The organism is Alishewanella agri BL06 (assembly GCF_000272005.1).
In the GTDB taxonomy this organism is placed as follows: Bacteria; Pseudomonadota; Gammaproteobacteria; order Enterobacterales; family Alteromonadaceae; genus Alishewanella; species Alishewanella agri.
Map to the genome: position 1 here is coordinate 104,893 of NZ_AKKU01000010.1, position 19,614 is coordinate 124,506.

16 protein-coding genes are annotated in these 19,614 nt (G+C 52.0%); 6 read left to right on the top strand and 10 right to left on the bottom strand.

Features of this window, described 5'->3' with window-relative positions; all coding sequences use genetic code 11:
- Nucleotides 1-460 precede the first annotated feature (460 nt).
- The 3 genes from AGRI_RS04400 to AGRI_RS04410 all read left to right on the top strand — a co-directional run bounded on the left by AGRI_RS04400 (nt 461) and on the right by AGRI_RS04410 (nt 3,490).
- A complete protein-coding gene (locus AGRI_RS04400) occupies nt 461-1,162 on the top strand; it encodes a CoA transferase subunit A (RefSeq protein ID WP_008983794.1) in 702 nt (233 codons plus the stop codon).
- A gap of 10 nt (nt 1,163-1,172) precedes the next feature.
- Nucleotides 1,173-1,832 (top strand): CoA transferase subunit B, encoded by a 660-nt coding sequence (locus AGRI_RS04405; RefSeq protein WP_008983795.1) that lies wholly within the window; start codon nt 1,173-1,175, stop codon nt 1,830-1,832.
- A gap of 146 nt (nt 1,833-1,978) precedes the next feature.
- Entirely contained in the window at nt 1,979-3,490 is a 1,512-nt protein-coding gene (locus AGRI_RS04410; RefSeq protein WP_008983796.1) for a leucyl aminopeptidase, read from the top strand.
- Nucleotides 3,491-3,621: 131 nt separating this feature from the next.
- Here AGRI_RS04410 and AGRI_RS04415 read toward each other — a convergent pair whose 3' ends face one another.
- Complete coding sequence (locus tag AGRI_RS04415; RefSeq protein WP_008983797.1) at nt 3,622-4,503, bottom strand: NAD(P)-dependent oxidoreductase; 882 nt, start codon at nt 4,501-4,503, stop codon at nt 3,622-3,624.
- An 80-nt stretch (nt 4,504-4,583) separates the two neighbouring features.
- Here AGRI_RS04415 and AGRI_RS04420 point away from each other — a divergent pair, with 80 nt between their 5' ends.
- On the top strand, nt 4,584-5,063 hold the full coding sequence (locus AGRI_RS04420) for a glutathione peroxidase (protein WP_008983798.1): 480 nt from the start codon (nt 4,584-4,586) through the stop codon (nt 5,061-5,063).
- A gap of 70 nt (nt 5,064-5,133) precedes the next feature.
- Nucleotides 5,134-6,114: a 2-hydroxyacid dehydrogenase gene (locus AGRI_RS04425; protein WP_008983799.1), complete on the top strand. Its 981-nt coding sequence runs from the start codon at nt 5,134-5,136 to the stop codon at nt 6,112-6,114.
- Nucleotides 6,115-6,179: 65 nt separating this feature from the next.
- Here the strand turns inward: AGRI_RS04425 and AGRI_RS04430 are convergent, their stop codons facing one another.
- Together AGRI_RS04430 and AGRI_RS04435 are read right to left on the bottom strand one after the other, a co-directional pair.
- Nucleotides 6,180-6,572 (bottom strand): DUF2750 domain-containing protein, encoded by a 393-nt coding sequence (locus AGRI_RS04430; RefSeq protein WP_008983800.1) that lies wholly within the window; start codon nt 6,570-6,572, stop codon nt 6,180-6,182.
- A gap of 111 nt (nt 6,573-6,683) precedes the next feature.
- Nucleotides 6,684-7,106 (bottom strand): YqaA family protein, encoded by a 423-nt coding sequence (locus AGRI_RS04435; RefSeq protein ID WP_008983801.1) that lies wholly within the window; start codon nt 7,104-7,106, stop codon nt 6,684-6,686.
- A 166-nt stretch (nt 7,107-7,272) separates the two neighbouring features.
- Here AGRI_RS04435 and AGRI_RS04440 point away from each other — a divergent pair, with 166 nt between their 5' ends.
- Nucleotides 7,273-8,817, top strand: coding sequence for a methyl-accepting chemotaxis protein (locus tag AGRI_RS04440; protein ID WP_008983802.1), 1,545 nt, complete (start codon nt 7,273-7,275; stop codon nt 8,815-8,817).
- A gap of 29 nt (nt 8,818-8,846) precedes the next feature.
- Here the strand turns inward: AGRI_RS04440 and AGRI_RS04445 are convergent, their stop codons facing one another.
- The 7 genes from AGRI_RS04445 to AGRI_RS04475 all read right to left on the bottom strand — a co-directional run bounded on the left by AGRI_RS04445 (nt 8,847) and on the right by AGRI_RS04475 (nt 19,565).
- Nucleotides 8,847-11,960 (bottom strand): error-prone DNA polymerase, encoded by a 3,114-nt coding sequence (locus AGRI_RS04445; RefSeq protein ID WP_008983803.1) that lies wholly within the window; start codon nt 11,958-11,960, stop codon nt 8,847-8,849.
- Between the two features lie 9 nt (nt 11,961-11,969).
- The gene (locus AGRI_RS04450; RefSeq protein WP_008983804.1) at nt 11,970-13,373 is read right to left on the bottom strand and encodes a Y-family DNA polymerase; all 1,404 of its coding nucleotides are present in this window, start codon (nt 13,371-13,373) and stop codon (nt 11,970-11,972) included.
- 10 nt (nt 13,374-13,383) lie between these two features.
- Nucleotides 13,384-14,046, bottom strand: coding sequence for a translesion DNA synthesis-associated protein ImuA (gene imuA / locus AGRI_RS04455; RefSeq protein WP_008983805.1), 663 nt, complete (start codon nt 14,044-14,046; stop codon nt 13,384-13,386).
- Between the two features lie 127 nt (nt 14,047-14,173).
- Nucleotides 14,174-15,328 (bottom strand): 23S rRNA (uracil(747)-C(5))-methyltransferase RlmC, encoded by a 1,155-nt coding sequence (rlmC, locus tag AGRI_RS04460; RefSeq protein WP_008983806.1) that lies wholly within the window; start codon nt 15,326-15,328, stop codon nt 14,174-14,176.
- A gap of 4 nt (nt 15,329-15,332) precedes the next feature.
- Nucleotides 15,333-16,586, bottom strand: coding sequence for an alkaline phosphatase family protein (locus tag AGRI_RS04465; RefSeq protein ID WP_008983807.1), 1,254 nt, complete (start codon nt 16,584-16,586; stop codon nt 15,333-15,335).
- 141 nt (nt 16,587-16,727) lie between these two features.
- Entirely contained in the window at nt 16,728-17,252 is a 525-nt protein-coding gene (gene thpR, locus AGRI_RS04470; RefSeq protein ID WP_008983808.1) for an RNA 2',3'-cyclic phosphodiesterase, read from the bottom strand.
- A 3-nt stretch (nt 17,253-17,255) separates the two neighbouring features.
- Nucleotides 17,256-19,565, bottom strand: coding sequence for a YgiQ family radical SAM protein (locus tag AGRI_RS04475; protein ID WP_008983809.1), 2,310 nt, complete (start codon nt 19,563-19,565; stop codon nt 17,256-17,258).
- Nucleotides 19,566-19,614: the final 49 nt, after the last annotated feature.

Consider the following 19,614-nt stretch of genomic DNA (forward strand, 5'->3'; position numbering starts at 1 on the left):
CAAGGGCTAAACGAATATCGGTGAGTAATGACGACTCGCAAAAGAGTGAACGAGGTGGCAAGTACGAAGTGCACTTTTTTGGGGACGTCTTTTTCATGGATAGAAAACAGGACCGCAAAAAGACACAGAGAAGAGCTTACTGATAAAAGAATAGCGAACGAGATGATGAGCATTCCGTGCACTTTGCAAGGGAATGTATTTTTCAGGGACGAAAAATGCACAAATTTGTCAGGAACAAATTTGAACAGCGGCACGCTGGCCCGAAGGGCAAACTTCAGGATGAAGTTTGTAACCGTAAGGGAGGTATTCACAGCGTGTCCCGGCAAAGTTGTACGGTGTGCTCGTCATCGGATGCTCAGGACTCTAGCTGACCTATTGTCGATGAGTGCAACACCCTCAGTGGGACAGAAATAGCAAAGTATTCGTAAACGAAAATTGCGATAAAAACAGAGGACAACAAATGGCAGGGTTTAATAAAGTCGTACATAGCTACGAAGACGCCATGGCCGGCCTGACAGACGGCATGACCGTTATTGCCGGTGGCTTTGGTTTATGTGGTATTCCGGAAGGCCTGATTGCCCAGATTAAAAAAATGGGCACCAAAGATCTGACAGTAGTCTCAAACAACTGCGGCGTCGACGGCTTTGGCTTAGGCATTCTGCTGGAAGATCGGCAAATTAAAAAAATGATTGCCTCCTACGTTGGCGAAAACGCCCTGTTTGAAAAACAACTGCTTAGCGGCGAGCTGGAAGTGGAATTAACCCCACAAGGCACGCTGGCAGAAAAGATGCGCGCCGGCGGCGCCGGAATACCGGCATTCTTTACTGCCACCGGCTACGGCACGCCAGTGGCTGAAGGCAAAGAAACCCGCGAAATCAATGGCCGCCACTATGTACTGGAAGAAGCCATTACCGGTGATTTTGCCATAGTACGCGCCTGGAAAGCCGACCGTTACGGCAACCTGGTATTCCGTCATACCTCGATGAACTTTAACCCGATGGCGGCGACTGCCGGTAAAATTACCGTGGCCGAAGTCGAAGAAATTGTTGAGCCGGGTGAATTAGAACCCTCACAAATTCATACGCCGGGTATCTATGTGCAGCGCGTGATCAAAGGCAACTTTGAAAAACGCATCGAACGCCGTATGGTTCGTCAGGGTTAAGGAGACAACAATGGCTTTATCACGTGAACAAGTCGCCATGCGGGTGGCACAGGAATTAAAAGACGGTTACTACGTTAACCTCGGCATCGGCATCCCGACCCTGGTCGCAAACTATGTACCAGCCGGTATTGAAGTGATGCTGCAATCGGAAAACGGTTTACTCGGTATGGGCCCCTACCCAACCGAAGCCGAAATTGATGCCGATATGATTAACGCCGGTAAAGAAACCGTCACCGCGATTAAAGGCGCGGCGATTTTCAGTTCAGCCGAAAGCTTTGCCATGATCCGCGGCGGTCATGTTGATCTGACGGTACTGGGGGCTTTTGAAGTAGACCAAAACGGCAATATCGCCAGCTGGATGATCCCGGGGAAACTGGTTAAGGGCATGGGAGGCGCCATGGACTTAGTGGCCGGCGCCCAGAATATTATCGTCACTATGACCCACGCCGATAAGTACGGCAGCAGTAAACTGCTGGAAAATTGTACTTTACCGCTAACCGGCGTTGGTTGTGTTAAGAAGATCGTGACCGATTTGGCCGTACTGGAAGTCAAAGACGGCGCCTTCCACCTGCTGGAACGCGCACCGGGCATTTCGGTTGAGGAAATTCAGCAGAAAACCGCCGGTAAGCTGGTGATTAACGGCGATATTCCGGAAATGCAGTTTAACTAAGCCGTAATGCCTATCAGACAAGGCGCCGCTATGGCGCCTTTTTGTTGTATCCGCAGAAATTCACGACAGATTACCCGCCGTTTTGTTGTATAAATGCAGCCTTTTCGTCACTATAGCGACAAACTGAATTAACAGGAGTCTTGTCTATGTTTCGTTTAAGCGCTATCGCCGCCATCCTTGCCGCCAGCTGCAGTTTTACTGCCGTGGCAGACCAATTTAATATCAAAGCCAGTAACACCATTGCTACCGCCGCTGATACGCTGGTATTGCTGGTGAGCCCAGACCAGTTAACAGCCAATCCACAGCTTGAAGCCATCAGCAAACAAGAAAATTTTACCGCTGCGCATGGCAAAACTCTGAGCTGGCTGGCTCCGTCAGCACCTTACTCCCAATACCAGCGCGTATTGCTGTTGGGTACTGGCGATACCGCGAAATTAACCTCATATCAGGCCAGCTTATTGGGCGCAACCGCAGCGCGCACCTTAAAAGGCAGCAGTGCCAGCTCCATTCAACTTGACGCCTCCCTTATTCAGGCTCCGATTGGTCAGGCTGAATTACTGGCACAAATCAGCCACGGCGTCGATTTAGCCAGCTATACCTTTAGCCGCTATCACAGCGATAAAAAGCCACAAAAAGTACTTAATCTGCATTTATTGACCGCCGAGCAACAAGCAACAGAGCAGCGTCTGGCTCAAATTAGCGCGCTAAGCGAGGGTGTTGCTCTGGCCCGGGACCTGACGAATGAACCCGGTAATGGTATTTATCCGGAGACCTTTGCCAAACAGGCACTGGAGCTGCGTAAACTTGGTGCCAAAGTCACAGTACTGGATGAAAAAGCACTGGAAAAAGCCGGTCTTGGTGCCATCCTTGCCGTAGGCCGCGGTAGCGCCCGTCCGCCACGTCTGGTGATTGTGCAATGGGAAGGCAGCAAAGAAGCGCCGGTTGCACTGGTTGGTAAGGGCATTACCTTTGATACCGGTGGTTATAACCTGAAAACTCAGGGTGACTCTATTCTAAGAATGACCAGTGATATGGCGGGCGCGGCGGCAGTACTCGGTACCATGCACACCCTGGCGAAACAAAAAGCCCCGGTCAATGTTGTTGGCTTAATGGCAATGGCTGAAAATATGATTTCTGACCGCGCTTACCTGCCCGGTGATGTGATCACCGCAGGTAATGGTAAAACGATTGAGATTATCAATACCGATGCCGAGGGCCGTTTGGTGCTGGCCGATGCCTTGTTCTATGCTGAGACAAACTTTAAACCGCGCGCTATCGTTGATATCGCTACCTTAACCGGTTCCAAAGTGGGCGCTGTCGGCAGTTACTACGCCGGGTTATTCAGTACTGATGACAAGCTAGTTACACAACTAACACAAGCGGGTGATAAGGTGCAGGAAAAAGTCTGGCGCTTACCGCTTAGCGACGAAATGCTGCCAGAGCTAAAGAGCCGCATCGCCGATTTACGTAACACCGGCAGCAGCACCGGCGCATCAACTGCCGCCTTATTCCTGCAGCAGTTTGTTAAAGACACGCCTTTTGCGCACCTAGACATCGCGGGTAACGCTCTAAGCAGTGGCAACCGTGGCTTACAAACTGAGGGTGCAACCGGCTATGGTGTGCGCTTGTTAACCGAGTGGGTTTTAACCGCTGAGTAATCCATAAATAGAACCGGCTAGCGGACTAAGCTGCTAGCCGTTTTTTCATTCTTTGCACCAAAATCTGTGTGCGATAACCAAGATGCAGCGTTGAGATATTAGCAACACCCTTAGCTGGGTAGCAATTTTCTCTACCGGCTCAACCGCTTAATTAAACTCGACGTATCCCAGCGCCCGCCGCCCATTTGCTGCACCTCAGCATAAAACTGATCCACCAGCGCCGTCAGCGGTAAAGCACTGCCATTTTTGCGGGCTTCATTTAACGCAATCGCCAGATCTTTCCGCATCCAATCGACCGCAAAACCGAAATCAAACTTATCATCCAGCATCGTCAGTGAGCGGTTCTGCATCTGCCACGAGGATGCGGCACCTTGCGAGATCACCTCGACCACAGCGGCACCGTCTAAACCGGCATTTTTAGCAAAGTTTAGGGCCTCAGCCAGCCCCTGCACCACACCCGCGATACAGATTTGATTAACCATCTTCGCCAACTGGCCAGAGCCGGCCGGCCCGAGCAACTTAACGCAACGGGCATAGCTCTGCATCGCCGCCTCAGCCAGACTGTAGTCGGCTGCACTGCCACCAACCATTACCGTCAAAATACCCTTCTCAGCACCTGCTTGGCCACCAGATACCGGTGCATCCAGAAAGCCCAACTGCTGTTTAGCACAAGCTGCAGCTAATTCACGCGCCAGTTCTGCTGACGCCGTCGTATGATCGACCAACACTGTGCCTACTGCCATGGTAGCCAGTACTCCGTGTTCTCCATAAACCACAGAGCGCACATCATCATCATTACCCACACACATAAACACCAGGCTAGCGTCTTGTGCTGCTAAAGCAGGAGTGGCAGCATAATTGCCGCCATATTGGCTGACCCAAGCCTCTGCTTTGGCCGTAGTACGGTTATATACACAAACTTCATAGCCTTTTTGTTGCAGGTAACCGGCCATTGGATACCCCATAACTCCCAAGCCAATAAAGGCGACTTTTTTATTACTGGTATTTGACATAAAAATGACTTATAGCTGTGACATAGTGGACGTCGAGCTTACAAAGTTATCAGCAGAATTGAAAGTCTTAAGGAATACCCATGACCACACTTTATGATTTTACCGTACAGGACAACGCCGGTAAGTCGGTTGAGCTGAGCCAGTTTCGCGGTAAGGTTGTATTAATTGTTAATACTGCCAGCAAATGTGGCTTTACCCCACAATATAAAGAGCTGGAAGCATTGCATAAGCAATATCAGCAACGTGGCCTGGTGATTCTGGCCTTTCCTTGTAATCAATTCGGTGGCCAGGAACCGGGTTCGAATGCCGACATTATGCAGTTTTGCGAAGTAAACTATGGCGTGACCTTTCCGCTGATGGGTAAAGTTAACGTAAATGGTCCTGAAGCCGCGCCGGTATTTGAATACCTGAAAGATCATGCCCGTGGTTTGTTAAAAAGCCGGGCAATTAAGTGGAATTTTACCAAGTTTCTGGTAAACAAAGAGGGAGTGGTGGTAAAACGCTATGCCCCGCGCACTAAACCTGCCAGCATAGCGCAAGCCATCGAAGAATTACTGTAACTTTGATCTGGCGCTAAATATGCAAAATCAGGATCCGGTATCCTCGCATCATCACGATGGGAGAGATGCCATGAAAATCGCGGTATTCAGTGCGAAAAAATATGATCAGGACGGCTTTAACCAATGGGCTGATGCCAGCCTGCAGTTTCGCTACTTTGACAGTCGTCTGAATGTTGAGACGGTAAAGATGGCCGCAGGCTGTCATGCTGTTTGTGTTTTTGTTAATGACGATTTATCGGCAGCGGTGTTGCAGCAGCTATCGGAAATGGGCATCGAAATGGTCGCTCTGCGCTGTGCCGGCTTTAATAATGTCGATCTGGATACCGCCAAGGCGTTAGGGATCAGAGTAGCCCGGGTGCCGGCCTATTCACCAGAAGCGGTCGCCGAACACACTATCGCCATGATGCTGACCTTAAATCGCAAACTACATAAAGCCTATAACAGAGTACGGGATGATAACTTTGCCCTGGATGGTTTGCTCGGCTTTAATATGCATGGCAAAACCGTTGGCCTGATCGGCACCGGCCGTATCGGCCTGGCAACGGCCCGTATTCTGAAAGGCTTTGGTTGTAAGTTGCTCTGTTACGATATTCAGCCAGACGCTGAACTGACAGCGCACTACACCTCGCTGGAAAATCTGTATCAGCAAAGCGATATTATCAGCTTACATTGCCCGCTTACCCCGCAAACTAAGCATTTGATTAATCAATATAGTCTGGCACAGATGAAAGACGGTGTAATGCTGATTAATACCAGTCGCGGCGGCCTGATTGACACCAAAGCCGTGATCCACAGCCTGAAGAACCGGAAAATCGGCTATCTGGGTTTAGATGTCTATGAACAGGAAGCGGATATCTTTTTTGAGAATCTGTCTGAGCAGATGATTGATGATGAAGTCTTTAAACGCTTACTTACCTTCCCCAATGTACTGATTACCGGCCATCAGGCGTTTTTTACCCGGGAAGCACTGCAGCAAATCAGCCAAATTACCAGTGACAATCTATTGGCTTATGCCTCGGGCTTAAGTAATGGTAACGAGCTGGTCAATTGACTACCTGATAGCTAAATAAAAACGGCAGGGGGAAATCCTGCCGTTTTTATTTATGGGCTTGAAACTTAGGCTTCGTCGCTTAACTCATTCACCAGCGTTTCAGCCAATTCATCCGGTGTTACCACTACGCCAGGACCTTCGGCATCCGGCAGTACAGCAACACTTAATTCATCACCATTTAAGCCTTCTGTCCACTTTTCCAGCCAGGTATCAAGGTCAACCGCCTGGGCGGAACAATTTGACCATTCACCTTCAATCCACTGCTCGGCAAGCTCAGCATGTGGCCATACCGGAATACAGCGCTCATCTTCGGCGCTAACCAGTACAAAGCCTTCGTCGTCAGTCAGAATCCAGACTTGCTCCAAATCCGCAACGGCTTTAATAAAATATTCATAACGCTGCTCGGCATCCAGCGCGGTAATCCGTGCTAATTCTGCAGCAGTAAGTTGGTATTCCATGGTGAGATCTCTTTGCTTGTTAATGCTGCTAATGATGACGGATCCGGCGCTTAAAAGCTATCAGAAAGTAGGGCTTGTTGACGTTTGCTGGTTTGATTTTGTTCGTCATGCTTACCAGAACTGTCCGCCCAGCCAGAGCAAAATTGCATAGCGCAGCCCTTTGCCCAAAGCTACCAGTATGATAAACAGCCGAAACGGCACCCGTAACACCCCAGCCACCATCGTCAGTGGATCACCAACTACCGGTAACCAGGCCAACAATAAGCTCCAGCGGCCATAACGCTGAAACTGTGTTGTAGCCCGTTGCAGCGCGGCGGCAGAAATTGGGAACCAAGCTTTATGCTGAAAACGCAGCAATTCGCGCCCCAGATACCAGTTCACACAGGAGCCCAGAGTATTACCCAAGGTCGCAGCAGTCCACAACCACAGTGGCGTTAAACCTTGAGCTAATAGCGCCAGCAGCAACACTTCGGAAGAGGCGGGAAACAGCGTTGCCGCGATAAATCCGGTTACAAAAAGTGAAAAATACGCCACAAAATTACTCAAGCCGCTAACAGGTCGCAGAGCATAGCATCTCTCGTAGGTGACTGGAAAAATTTAGGTTTTCCGATAGACTTTAGTCTAAAAGCGGCCGCTGGCTATTTACAATATTCGCGGCTTTCTCCACCCTGCCAAAAGTATTAGTATAATCGGAGTCTTTATGCCTGCCCTGCTGATCCGTCATGCCGTGTTTTTGCTGTTACTGGTGTTGCTGCAAAGCCTCTTGTTTTGGCTGGTTAATCCTTTAATTGCCGCTGTGCTTACGCTGCTGCTAACTGCAGGTTATTTATTCTTTATTCCAGCCCCCAGCTCAGAAATAGCCAAACCTCCTCTGGCTCCGCCATCACAAGAAACAATGTACCGTAATATTACTGCAGCCACCTCCAAAATGGCGATTGGGGCAGCAGAAGTGTCTTTTTATATTGATGCCTTGATTAAAGATATTAAACATAGCAGCGATGATAGCCAGCAACTGGCCAATGCCAGCCAGAGTGTAGCAGCCGGCAGCAGTGATTTAAATCATAACCTGCAAACCATTAATCAAACGATAAATCAAACCGCCAGCGCTTCAGAGCAGGCAGATAAAAACCTGCAAAATGGTGTGGTGCGGATTGAAGCATTGGCGCAAGCGGTCGCCAATGCGGCAGCCGAATTACAAAGCCTGCGCAGCAGCGCTGATAAAATTCAGCATATCACCGAAGTAATTAATAACGTCGCCGCGCAAACCAATCTATTGGCGTTAAATGCCGCCATTGAAGCCGCTCGCGCCGGTGAACAAGGCCGCGGCTTTGCGGTGGTGGCCGACGAAGTGCGAGCGCTGGCAGGTAAAACAGCCGGCGCAACCAAGGATATTGCGAATATGCTGCAGGAGATCCGCAACCAAAGTAGCCATACTGCCGAGTTAATGCAGCAATTAGAACATTCCAGCCATCAAGCACAAGACGAATTACAACAGGTGGCAATAGGCGTCAATCATATTAGCCAGGAAGTCAAACAAGCATCAGGTGCTCTGCGGGAAATTGAACAATTAAGTGACACCCTGCAAAGTAATAGCAGCCAAATCAGTGGTGCTATCGACAATATCAGTAGTGCGCTGGTACAAATTGAGCAAAAAGGCACCCGGATTGCCGGTCAGGCAGTAGAGGTATCAATTGAAACTGAAACCATCTACCGGGAACTGAGCACTCAGGCCAGTAACAGCTTTTACCAACCGATTTTTGAAGAGGCCAAACAAGCGGCGTCGGCGGTCGCTGCGACGCTAAGCCAGCTGATTAAAGAAGGTAAGGTCTCAGAAGCAGAGTTATTTGCCGAAAAATATCAACCTATCGCCAATACTAACCCACAAAAATTCAGTACCGCCTATGACAAGCTGACTGATCAATTATTCCCCGCTATTCAGGAGCCGATTTTAAGCCGGCATCAGAATGTACTCTATGCCGGCGCAGTCGATCGCAAGGGTTACTTCCCAACCCATAATAAAAAATTCAGTCAGCCGCTGACCGGTAATTACGATAAAGATTTGCTGCAAAATCGCACCAAACGGATATTTAGTGACCGTACCGGTAGCCGCTGTGGCAGCAACACTGAGCCGATGCTACTGCAAACCTATAAAAGAGATACCGGCGAAATTGTGCATGACTTATCGGTACCTATCTATGTTAATGGCAAGCATTGGGGCGGCTTTCGGATTGGCTTTAAACGCTAACTTCAGCGGTTAACCGCCAGCCTTGTTGGCTAGTGAAAATCCCGTGACCCGGCCGGCAGAGCTTCCAGTAAGGGCGTCAGATCGGTCAGACGTCCGGCAATCACATGAATAACCTCGCCTTCGCGCTCTAAAATACCATTTACCTGCAGGATCTTCGCCGTCAGATAGGGCTGTTGCTGTGCCAGAGCCGTCCCCTGCCATACCACCACATTGATATTACCGCTTTCATCCTCCAGCGTTAAAAAAGTAACGCCAGCGGCAGTACCCGGGCACTGCCGGCAAGTCACTAAGCCGGCGACCTTAACCACTGCCTGTTGTCGCACTGTCGCCAAGTCGCTAGCCAACGTACAACCAGCCAACTTCCCACGCTGGCGCAAATAGTGCAGTGGATGATAATCAAGACTAAACCCCAGCGCCTGATAATCTTCCAGCATCGCTTCGCGCTCGCTGGGTGGCTGCAGCAGCGGCGTCGCCGGTTCAGCTACAGCGGCAAATAACGGTAGCTGCGTTTGCTGATCCAGCAAATGCCAGCGACTGTTATAACGATCACCAGTTAAGCTCTGCAAGGCATTGCTACTGGCCAGCGCCGCCAGTTCGCGGGCATTTAATCCCAGTTGCTTTAACTGCACCGGATGACAAAAGCCCGCCGCTGGCCGCTGCTGTAATAGCTGTTGCAGCGTCTGTGGGCTTAAGCCCTTAACCTGTTGTAAACCAAGCCGGATAGCCCAATCGCCCTGATGCAGGACCAATTGGTGAGCAGCAGCGGAGGCATTAATACAGACCGGCAGCACCCTAAGCTGATGACGTATGGCATCCTGAATAAGCTGCGACGGGCTATAAAACCCCATGGGATAGCTGTTTAACAGGGCGGTATAAAATGCCGCCGGAAAATAATGTTTTAACCAGGCAGAAACATAGGCCAGTACTGCAAAGCTGGCGGAATGCGACTCCGGAAAACCGTACTCGCCAAAGCCACAAATTTGCTGATAGATCCGCTCGGCAAAGTCTTGCTGATAGCCGCGGCTTAGCATGCCATTGATCAGCTTTTCTTTAAACTGCAACAGCTCACCGGTTTTCTTCCAACTGGCCATGGCGCGTCTGAGTTGATCCGCTTCGCCACCGCTAAAACCAGCGGCCACCATTGCCAGCTGAATCACCTGTTCCTGAAAAATCGGTACGCCCAGGGTACGGGATAATACGCCAGCAACCTCTGGCGATGGATAGCTGACAGCTTCCAGACCATGACGCCGTAGCAGATAAGGATGCACCATATCGCCCTGGATTGGTCCTGGCCGCACTATCGCTATCTGAATCACCAAGTCGTAATAGCAGGCTGGCCTGAGCCTTGGCAGCATGCTCATCTGTGCCCGGGATTCAATCTGAAACACCCCCACTGTATCCGCCTGTTGAATTTGCCGGTACACCTGAGGATCATCACCATAGCCATTAATTGCCGCAATACTAAGCGTCAAGCCATAGTGTTGCTGCACCAACTGAAAACAGCGGCGGATTGCCGTTAACATGCCAAGTGCCAGTACATCGACCTTAAGCAGCCCCAGGGTTTCCAGATCGTCTTTATCCCACTGGATCACAGTACGCTCAGCCATGGCCGCATTTTCTACCGGTACCAACTCATACAAAGGGCCGGCCGAGATCACAAAGCCCCCGACATGCTGTGATAAGTGCCGCGGAAAGCCACGGATTTGCTCCACCAGCTGCACCAGCTGCTGCCCCAGACCTTGTTCGGTATTCAGTCCAAGCTGGCTAAGCTGTTGTTGCCAGCTGACCACATCATGGCGGCGGTTCAGGTTTTTAATAAAATGCTCCAGTTGCATTTCATTAATCCCCAGCGCCTTCCCAACATCACGGATCGCGCTTTTCAAGCGGTAGCTGATCACCGTTGCCGCCAGCGCTGCCCGCTCGCGGCCATATTTCTGATACAGATACTGCATCACTTCTTCGCGCCTTTCGTGCTCAAAATCTACGTCTATATCCGGCGGCTCCTGCCGCTCGCGGGATAAAAAGCGTTCAAACAGCACATTAATCTGCCGCGGATCGACAGCGGTAATTTCCAGGCAATAACAGACCACCGAATTAGCGGCAGAGCCGCGGCCCTGATATAAAATGCCGCGCGCTTTTGCAAACTGCACCAAATCATAGATGGTCAGAAAAAAGTACTCATAACGCAGCTCGGCAATCAGCGCCAATTCCTTATCAATCAGCGCCTGGATCGACGCTGCCGGCCCTGCTGTACCAAAACGCTGCCGGGCTCCGGCTTGCACCAGTTGCTGCAAATACTGACTGGCACTAAGATCAGACGGCACCAGCTCAGATGGATATTCATAACGCAGCTCATCCAGCGAGAACTGGCACGCTGCAGCCAGCGTCACGCTCTGCGCCAGTGCAGCAGCGGGATAGAGCTTCGCCAGTTTGCTCAGGGGTCTTAAACAGGCCTCAGCATTACTCAGCAACTGGCGGCCTAATTGCTGGACCGGCGTTTTCAGGCGAATGGCTGTCAAAGTTTGCTGTAATGCCAGTCGCTCACGCTGATGCATTAATACCGCACCTACCGCCAGCTGTGGCAGCGCAAAATCGTGGGCCAGCGTCTGGCAATACGCCAGGTAGCGCGCTTCGCGATAACGCAATTGCCGTACTAGCGCCAGGTGCAGGCGGCCACTAAAATGCCGGCTTAATAATTGCCCCCAGTACTGGTCCACTTCTGCCTCCCCCTGCGGCAACCAGAGTGCCAGGCAATGCTTGCTGCTGCGTAAATCCCATTCTTCCAGCTGGTAGTGGCCTTTTTCAGCGCGTCGCCGGGCATTGGTGATAATGCGGCACAACTCAGCATAGGCTTGCCGATCCGGACACAGCAGTACTAAAGACAGGCCAGGCAGCTGAAAATAACTGCCAATGATCAGTTTTAACGGTAATTGCTGCTGCTTGATTTGCCGGTGTGCCCGCACTACCCCGGCGACCGAACATTCATCGGTCAGTGCCAGCGCCTGATAGCCCAAAGCCGCCGCCGTGCTAACTAACTCCTCCGGCGAGGAAGCGCCTTGTAAAAAACTGAAGTTCGAACGGCAAAATAACTCCGCGTAGGCTACGGCCCCGGATGGCGGCGCTGCCGCTGACGTTTCGCTCATCGGCCCCCCTTAGCTAAACCAACCCTGCAGATACCATTGCTGCTGGGGTGTGCGGTATACCCACCAAAGCTGCCCCTGCTCAGTGCGGGCCAGATAATAATCCCGCTGCAATAAGGTGCCACTTTGCCAGCACAGTTGCTCCAAACGCTCGGCACCACTTAACAGCGTCACCGCCTCGGTTAAAGGCAGGGCTTTGGGCAGTTGTAAAATAGGCCTGAGCTGATAACAAAGCGCCGCATTCAGTGCCGGCAGCGCCGCTACAGCTGATGCTGATGACTCTGCCTCCGGCCAGTGACTCAGGCTTAGCACCGGTGTCACCACCGCCTGCTCCCCCAGGCGGGCCACCAACACACTGAGCAGTTGTGCTTTGCTCAGCGGCTGTGAGCGTTGTGCCAGTAAATTACAACTTGCGCGCTGATCGGGTACATAGTCTGTTGCCGAAAATTGCAGCGCATACACCGGCTCTGGCAGCTGCAGCTGCGCCAGGTGCAGGGACAGTAATTGCTGCCAGTTCGCAGCACAGGCTTCACCGGCCCGGGCGCGGATCTGCAGAGGTAAGGGGCTATGCTGGCGAAACTGCAGGGTGAGCTGCAAACACTGGCACAGTAAGTTGGCCCGGCGTAAAAACTGCTGCAGTTGCTGTAACAATGGCTGTAACGGCTTTAATAACTGTGGACTTTCAGTAATTTCATAATGCAGCTGTAATTCACGGTTAAATTGCAGCCGGGGTCGGTAAAATTTTGGTAATTGCAGTACTCTGCCCGTTAATGCCGCCAGATATTGCAGCACGTCCTGAGAAAAACGCCGCGCCAGCTCTGCTGCCGGCAATGCCAGTAAGGGACCTAACTGCCGGATCCCCAACCGGGCTAACTGCTCAATGCTAGCCGCCGGCAGATCGCTGGCAGTTAACGGACAAAGTGCCAGCTTGGCCTGCTCTGCCGCTGGCGTTAAGTACAGCTCGGCCTGCCCGGAGCGGGCCAGTAATTTTGCAGCCAGCGGAGTTTGCCCCGCTGCAGCCAGATATTGATAGGGACAGTCTGCCAGTTGCAGCTGGAGTTGCTGCCAGTAACGGGCAGGATCCGGGTAGAGTTTAAGCATGCTACTCACCCGGATCTGCAAGGCATCCGGCGGCTGAAGCGCCAGATCGGCTGTCACCTGATATAACCGCTCCGCCAGTTGCTGCAGCAGCTGCTTTACCCGTGCCGGCTCAGGACTAAACAGCTGTAACTCACGACACAGTAACACGGCCGTTGCCACACTTTGCCCGACCTTGACCCCGGCTGCCGCTGCCAGTGAATTAACCCCCAGCAATTGATGTCGTTTCGGACATGCCAGCGCCATCGGCTGTGCCGGATATTGTACTGCCAGTTGATCAAGTTGCAGGCTGGGGAAATACAGATAAAGCCAGCGCATGACAAAGCCCTCAGGCGGTCTCAGCCAAAGCCGCGTGGGTGCGGGTCAGTACCGGATAAAGCTCAGGCCATTCATCTTGCCAGTTAAGATAAAATTGTTGCCCGGCCCAGCCGGCACGGCGTTTTAACACTTTAAGCTGCAAACCTTGAGGCTGTGGCAGTAGCTGTAGCGCCAGTGCTAAAGGCAGCGTTAATTCCGGCTGATGCGTGGTCAGTTGCAGCACTAACGCCTGCTGCGACTGAGCTGCCAGCTGTAAACGACGTGCCGCTTTGCGCGCCAGCGTCCCCTGCCAGAGCAGGACCAGACTACATAAACCACTTTGTAATAACTGCTCTGCAGCCCAGAGTGCATCTGTTTCACTGAGGCCGGAAAGCAACAGCAACTGTGACGGGTTAATCCCCTGTGCCGCCAACGGCTCAGCTTGGAGTAACTGCGGCGGATTAATCAGCCCCAGCAGGCCTTGCTGCTGCAGTTGTTTGAATAAGGGTAACAGTAAACGCAACTCGCCAATTGCCGGCTGGCTTTGCAATACCAGCAAACCGGACGCCGGCCAGCCACCCAGTTGCCGGTCAAATTCGGCATAACCGGAACTTAGCTGCTGACCGGCAGCAGGTAAGGCTGAGCCTTGCCAGAGCCATTGCCGCTGCGTCAGTTGTTCAAGTAAGCTGTGCATAGACCACCAAAATACTGTTTATAAATACAGTATATTTGCTGGTGTTAAAAATGCAAGCACCCATAGAGTCCCCACAGGCTGTAGACTGTGGGCAAAGGTGTGTGGTTAGCGGGTTTACAAAAGCGGATCAGGCGGTTTTAGCCCGCTGCTGTAACAGGGTCAGCACTTCGTAATGACTACTATGGGCAAATAAATCAAAAAGTTGCACCCGCAGTAACTGATAGTTATCCAACAAGGTCAAGTCCGCTGCCAGACTATTGGCATTGCAGCTGGAATAAATAATATAAGCGGGGGCCAGCTGTTTAATCGCCGTCACCAGCTCGACGCCTAAGCCGCGGCGGGGTGGATTCACGACCAGGAGATCCGGTGGGCTAACCGCCGCCGTGGCAAAAGCAGCGGAGTCCAGCGCCCTAAAATCGACCTGAGTAAACCCCAGCTCAGCCGCGGCCTGCTTGGCACTGGCAATGGCGGAGGGCGCAATTTCAATCCCGGTCAGTGTCATCTGATTGCTGGCCAAATGTAAACCAAAACCGCCCACGCCACAGAACAGATCCCAGAGGTGCCGGATCGGCACGCCTTGTTGCGTAAGTTCCGCAGTCCAGGTTGCAGCAGTGGCATAGAGCCTGGCCGCCAATTCAGGATTGATCTGAAAAAAACTCTGCGGGCTTAAATACAGCGGTACCTGATTAAGTTGCTCGCGCAGCAAAGCCTGCTCTGTTAACAGGATTTCTTCCGGCCCTTCCAGCAGCGCTGCCGGCTTGGGCTGTAAATTAACGCTGACCACCGACAACGCCGGTAAGCTTGCCAATAACCAGGGTAAATGCTTTTGCAACGCCGCCAGACAGTTCTTTGAACGCAGTACCAGACGCAGCATAAAGTGACCACTGTGATAACTTTGCTGCAGTAGCACATACTTGAGCTCGCCGCAGCGGGCGGCAATATCGTACGGGGTAAGCTGAGCACGGCTAATCAATTGCTTAATCACCGCAAAAACGGCCGCAAAGGCTGGCGGATATAAGGGGCAATCGGCGAGATCAACTGCCTGCCCCTGTTGATTTATGATCCCCAGTAGCGGCGCCTCACAGCTACCCTGCACCACCATCTTGGCTTTATAACGACACGCCTGTTGCTGACTTGCCACCGGCGCCAAGATCTCCAGCGGCGCCAAAGGAGAGACTAACTGCAACAGTTGTTGCTGCTTTAATGCCAACTGCTCGGCATAGGGCATCGCCAGCCATTGACAGGACTGACAACGGCCTGCAACAAAATGCGCGCAATGCATCCGCTTAGTCCCGCAATAACAGCGATAACGCGCGCGGATCACCCTGATTGGGCGCCGGTGTCAGGCCCACTACCCTGGCCATCACATTGTAAAAATCGACCATGCTTAATTGCGCTACCGTCGCCTGTTGTTTAAAGGCCGGTCCATAGGCAATCAGCATTCCCTGCATATCCGGCTCGGTATTGTCATAACCATGGCTGCCACGTGCTCTGAAGAAAGACGGGTCAGCCTTTAAACCGGGTAATAAGCTGCGCCGGACAAAGATCCAGGGCTGCTCCGCCAGCAAAATAATCGGCGCGATGCGGGCATGTTGTTGATGCTGAAACCGCTCTGGCAACTCATGCTTGCGGTACAGGCGCATCTGCTCTGGGTTATAACGCCCGGCAATTTGCTGATACAGCAGCTCTTCCTGGCCACTTTTCGGGAAAATGCTGACAATTTCACGTGAAAAGCGAACATTCTGCGTTAAACTGCCATCAAACAACTCATCAGCAATAATATATTTGCGCTGATCGACCTCTGCCATACCATGGTCGGAGCTGATGATCAGGTTGACCTGCTCCGCCTGACCACGCTCACGTAAGGTTTGCACCAGATAGGTAAGCTCAGCATCTACCTCGGCCAGAGCCTGAGCTACCTGCTCTGAGCGCGGGCCATAGTTATGACCTGCACTATCCACATCACTAAAATACAAGGTGATCACTCTTGGCCGCTCGGCTTCAGGCAGCGCCAACCAGGCCAGTACCTGCTCGGTGCGCTCACGGTTTGGTGTCTCATGCTGATAGGGAAACCAGTAGCTGGGCCGCTTACCTTTAATTTCTGCTTCCGAGCCCGGGAAAAAATAAGTGGCCGCCTTCACGCCCTGCAATTCAGCCGTGATCCAAATCGGCTCGCCCTGCCACCAGAAGCCATCTGCCACCTGATCCGCCATACTCATCGCAAAATGCCGTTGATGCTCAGGATCATACATCGAGTTATCAACAATACCGTGCCGCTCCGGGTGTAAACCGGTAACCAGTGAGTAATGATTGGGGAAGGTTTTACTTGGAAAGACCGGCTGTAATTGTTTGACATGCACACCGCCCGCCGCCAGTTCGGCTAACATCGGTGCCTGATGCAAACTCAGGTAGTCATGACGCAGACCGTCAATTGAGATAATCAGCAGACTACCTGGACTGGCAGCAGCCGTACTTTGTGTTACTGGGGCCTGACTACAGCTAAGTAGTAACAGACTGATAAAAAACACAAAAAACTTCATAAGTATCAGATCCGGATCGAAATTAGCCTGATCTTAGCAACTCAGGCAGAAAACCATTAAGTGTACTGATTTTTGTTGACCGCTTCATGACATTTTGCCGGTTATTGCCGGCACTTTACCGAAAGCGGCCTCAGGCTTTGCTTAACTGATTAATTTAAAGCGCTGCAATGGCAGGTACTCTAAGGCTTCGCCTTCACGCCGCGAATGATAGAGCGCAAACTCCCGAACCTTAAGTCTGAGCGGCGTGACGCGCTGTTGCCCCTCAAACAGCGCCTGGCGCGCCAGCGTGATATGCGGCCGATACTCAGCATGTGGCTCGGTAAAGCCCTGTACCTGACAAAACTGCGCCAGCTGTTGCTGCAGCAATAGCAAGGCTGGTGGTATCGATGAGGGCGCCAGATACAGAATTTTCGGCTGCCTAAAGCCCGCCAGATAATCAAGCTCTAGCTCGAATGCAGCAGAACGAAGCTTAGCTGCTGACTGCAATAACAGCTGCTGTTGCTCAGCCGTCACCTGCCCCAGAAAAAATAACGTCAGGTGCAAGTTCGCCACCGCTACCGCTTTGGCGCCGGGACAAGCTTGCAGCGCCTGCTGCTGATAAGGCGCTAATAGCTGTTGCTGCTGCGCCGAAAAACACAAACTAAAGAACAGCCGCCGGCTTTCCACTGCTCAGCTGCCAGTGCGGCCGGTTTTTGCTGCCGGTTTACCTTTGACTACCGGTTTACCTTTGGCTGCCGGCTTATCTTTTACCGGTGCCTGGCTGGCCGGCTTAGATGCCACCTGCCCGGCTTGGGCTTTACCCTTTGCTTTGCCGTTCGCTGTGCTGTGCTTTGACCTTGCCGTGGCCTGCGCAGCCGGATTTAAGCCAGTGTGCCGCGTTAATGCCGGCTTACCACCGCGCTGTGGTCTTTGCTGCTGCTCGTCTTTCGTCTCTGGCGGCACCAGACAGTCTTTACCCCGGCCAATCAGATGCTGCATTTTCAAGCGGATCAGCGCTTCGCGAATGATCGGCCAACCTTTGGGATCATGATAACGCAGGATCGCTTTATGCAGCCGGCGCTGCCGCTCGCCCTTAGGCACCGGCACCACTTCGGTATTCGCTTTATTGATATTTTTCAGCGAATTCATTTCGGTATGATAAATGGTGGTGGCATTGGCCATTGGGCTCGGGTAGAAATTCTGTACCTGATCCAACCTAAAATCGCGCGCCTTTAACCACAGCGCCAGATTAATCATATCCAGATCGGTGGTACCCGGATGCGAGGCAATAAAATACGGGATCAGATACTGCTCTTTACCGGCTTCTTTACTAAAGCGGTCGAACATTTCTTTAAATTTGTCGTAGGCGCCCATGCCCGGCTTCATCATTTTCGACAAAGGTCCCTCTTCAGTATGCTCAGGGGCAATTTTTAAATAGCCCCCGACATGGTGCTGCACTAACTCTTTGACATAATTCGGATCTTCTACCGCCAAATCGTAACGCACCCCCGAGGCGACCAGTACCTTTTTAATGCCCGGTAAATTCCGGGCTTCACGGTACAGTTCAACCGTTGGGCTCTGATCGGTATCCATATGCTCGCAAATCGTCGGATAGACGCAGCTGGGGCGACGACAGGTTTGTTCGGCTTTCGGGTTTTTACAGTTTAGACGATACATATTGGCGGTCGGGCCACCCAGATCGGAGATCACCCCGGTAAAACCCGGGACTTTGTCGCGAATATCCTTGATCTCCTGCATAATCGACTCTTTCGAGCGACTCTGGATAATTCGTCCCTCATGCTCGGTAATCGAACAGAATGAGCAGCCACCAAAGCAGCCGCGCATAATATTGACCGAGGTTTTAATCATCTCATAGGCAGGAATTTTCGCCTTGCCATACACCGGATGCGGCACCCGCTGATACGGCAAACCAAATACCAGATCCATTTCCGCAGTACTGAGCGGAAAGGCTGGTGGATTAACCCAGATATGCCGATCGCCATGGCGCTGCATAATGGCACGGGCACAGCCAGGGTTGGTTTCCTGATGTAAGATCCGTGATGCATGCGCATACAGCGGCTTATTCACACTGACCTGCTCAAACGCGGGTAACTTAACATACGTTTGCTCCCACGGCTTTTGCCGCGGCGCCTGCACCATAATTGGCTTAGCTTCAACCTCAGCGGGCTTGGTTAAATCAATACCGGCTTTAGCAAATTCGGAATAGCTGCTGCAGCCAACATCATCGGCGCCATAAGGATTCGGGATAGGGTCAATTTTACCGACTTTATCAATAGCGGTGGAATCGACGCCGCGCCAGCCCGGTAACGGCTCTTTGCGAATAACCGCTGTGCCACGTACATCCTGAATTTCGCTAACAGGTATGCCCGACGCAATACGATGTGCTACTTCTACCAGCGGTCGCTCGGCGTTGCCGTAGATTAAAATATCGGCCTTGGCATCAAAAATCACTGAACGGCGTACTTTTTCTGACCAGTAATCATAGTGCGCAATGCGGCGTAAACTGGCCTCAATACCGCCGATAATCACCGGCACCTCTTTGTAGGCTTCTTTACAACGCTGGGTATAAACCGTCACCGCCCGATCCGGCCGCTTGCCGCCAATATCACCCGGTGTGTAAGCATCGTCATGCCGCAGTTTTTTATCAGCGGTATAACGGTTAATCATCGAGTCCATATTCCCGGCAGAAACGCCAAAAAACAGGCTCGGCTTCCCCAGGCGCATAAAGTCGTCTTTACTGTGCCAATCAGGCTGGCAAATCAGGCCGACGCGGTAGCCCTGGGCTTCCAGCATGCGGCCGACCACCGCCATACCAAAGCTCGGGTGATCGACATAGGCATCGCCCACCACTAGGATCACATCACAGCTGTCCCAGCCAAGCTTATCCATCTCGGCGCGTGACATTGGTAAAAAAGGTGCCGGACCAAAGCATTCAGCCCAGTATTTGGGATAGGAAAACAGGTCGCGTTCAGGCGCCATCCGCGCTACCGGAGCAGATTTACGGGATAAGGGAGCAGTAGCAGTGGAC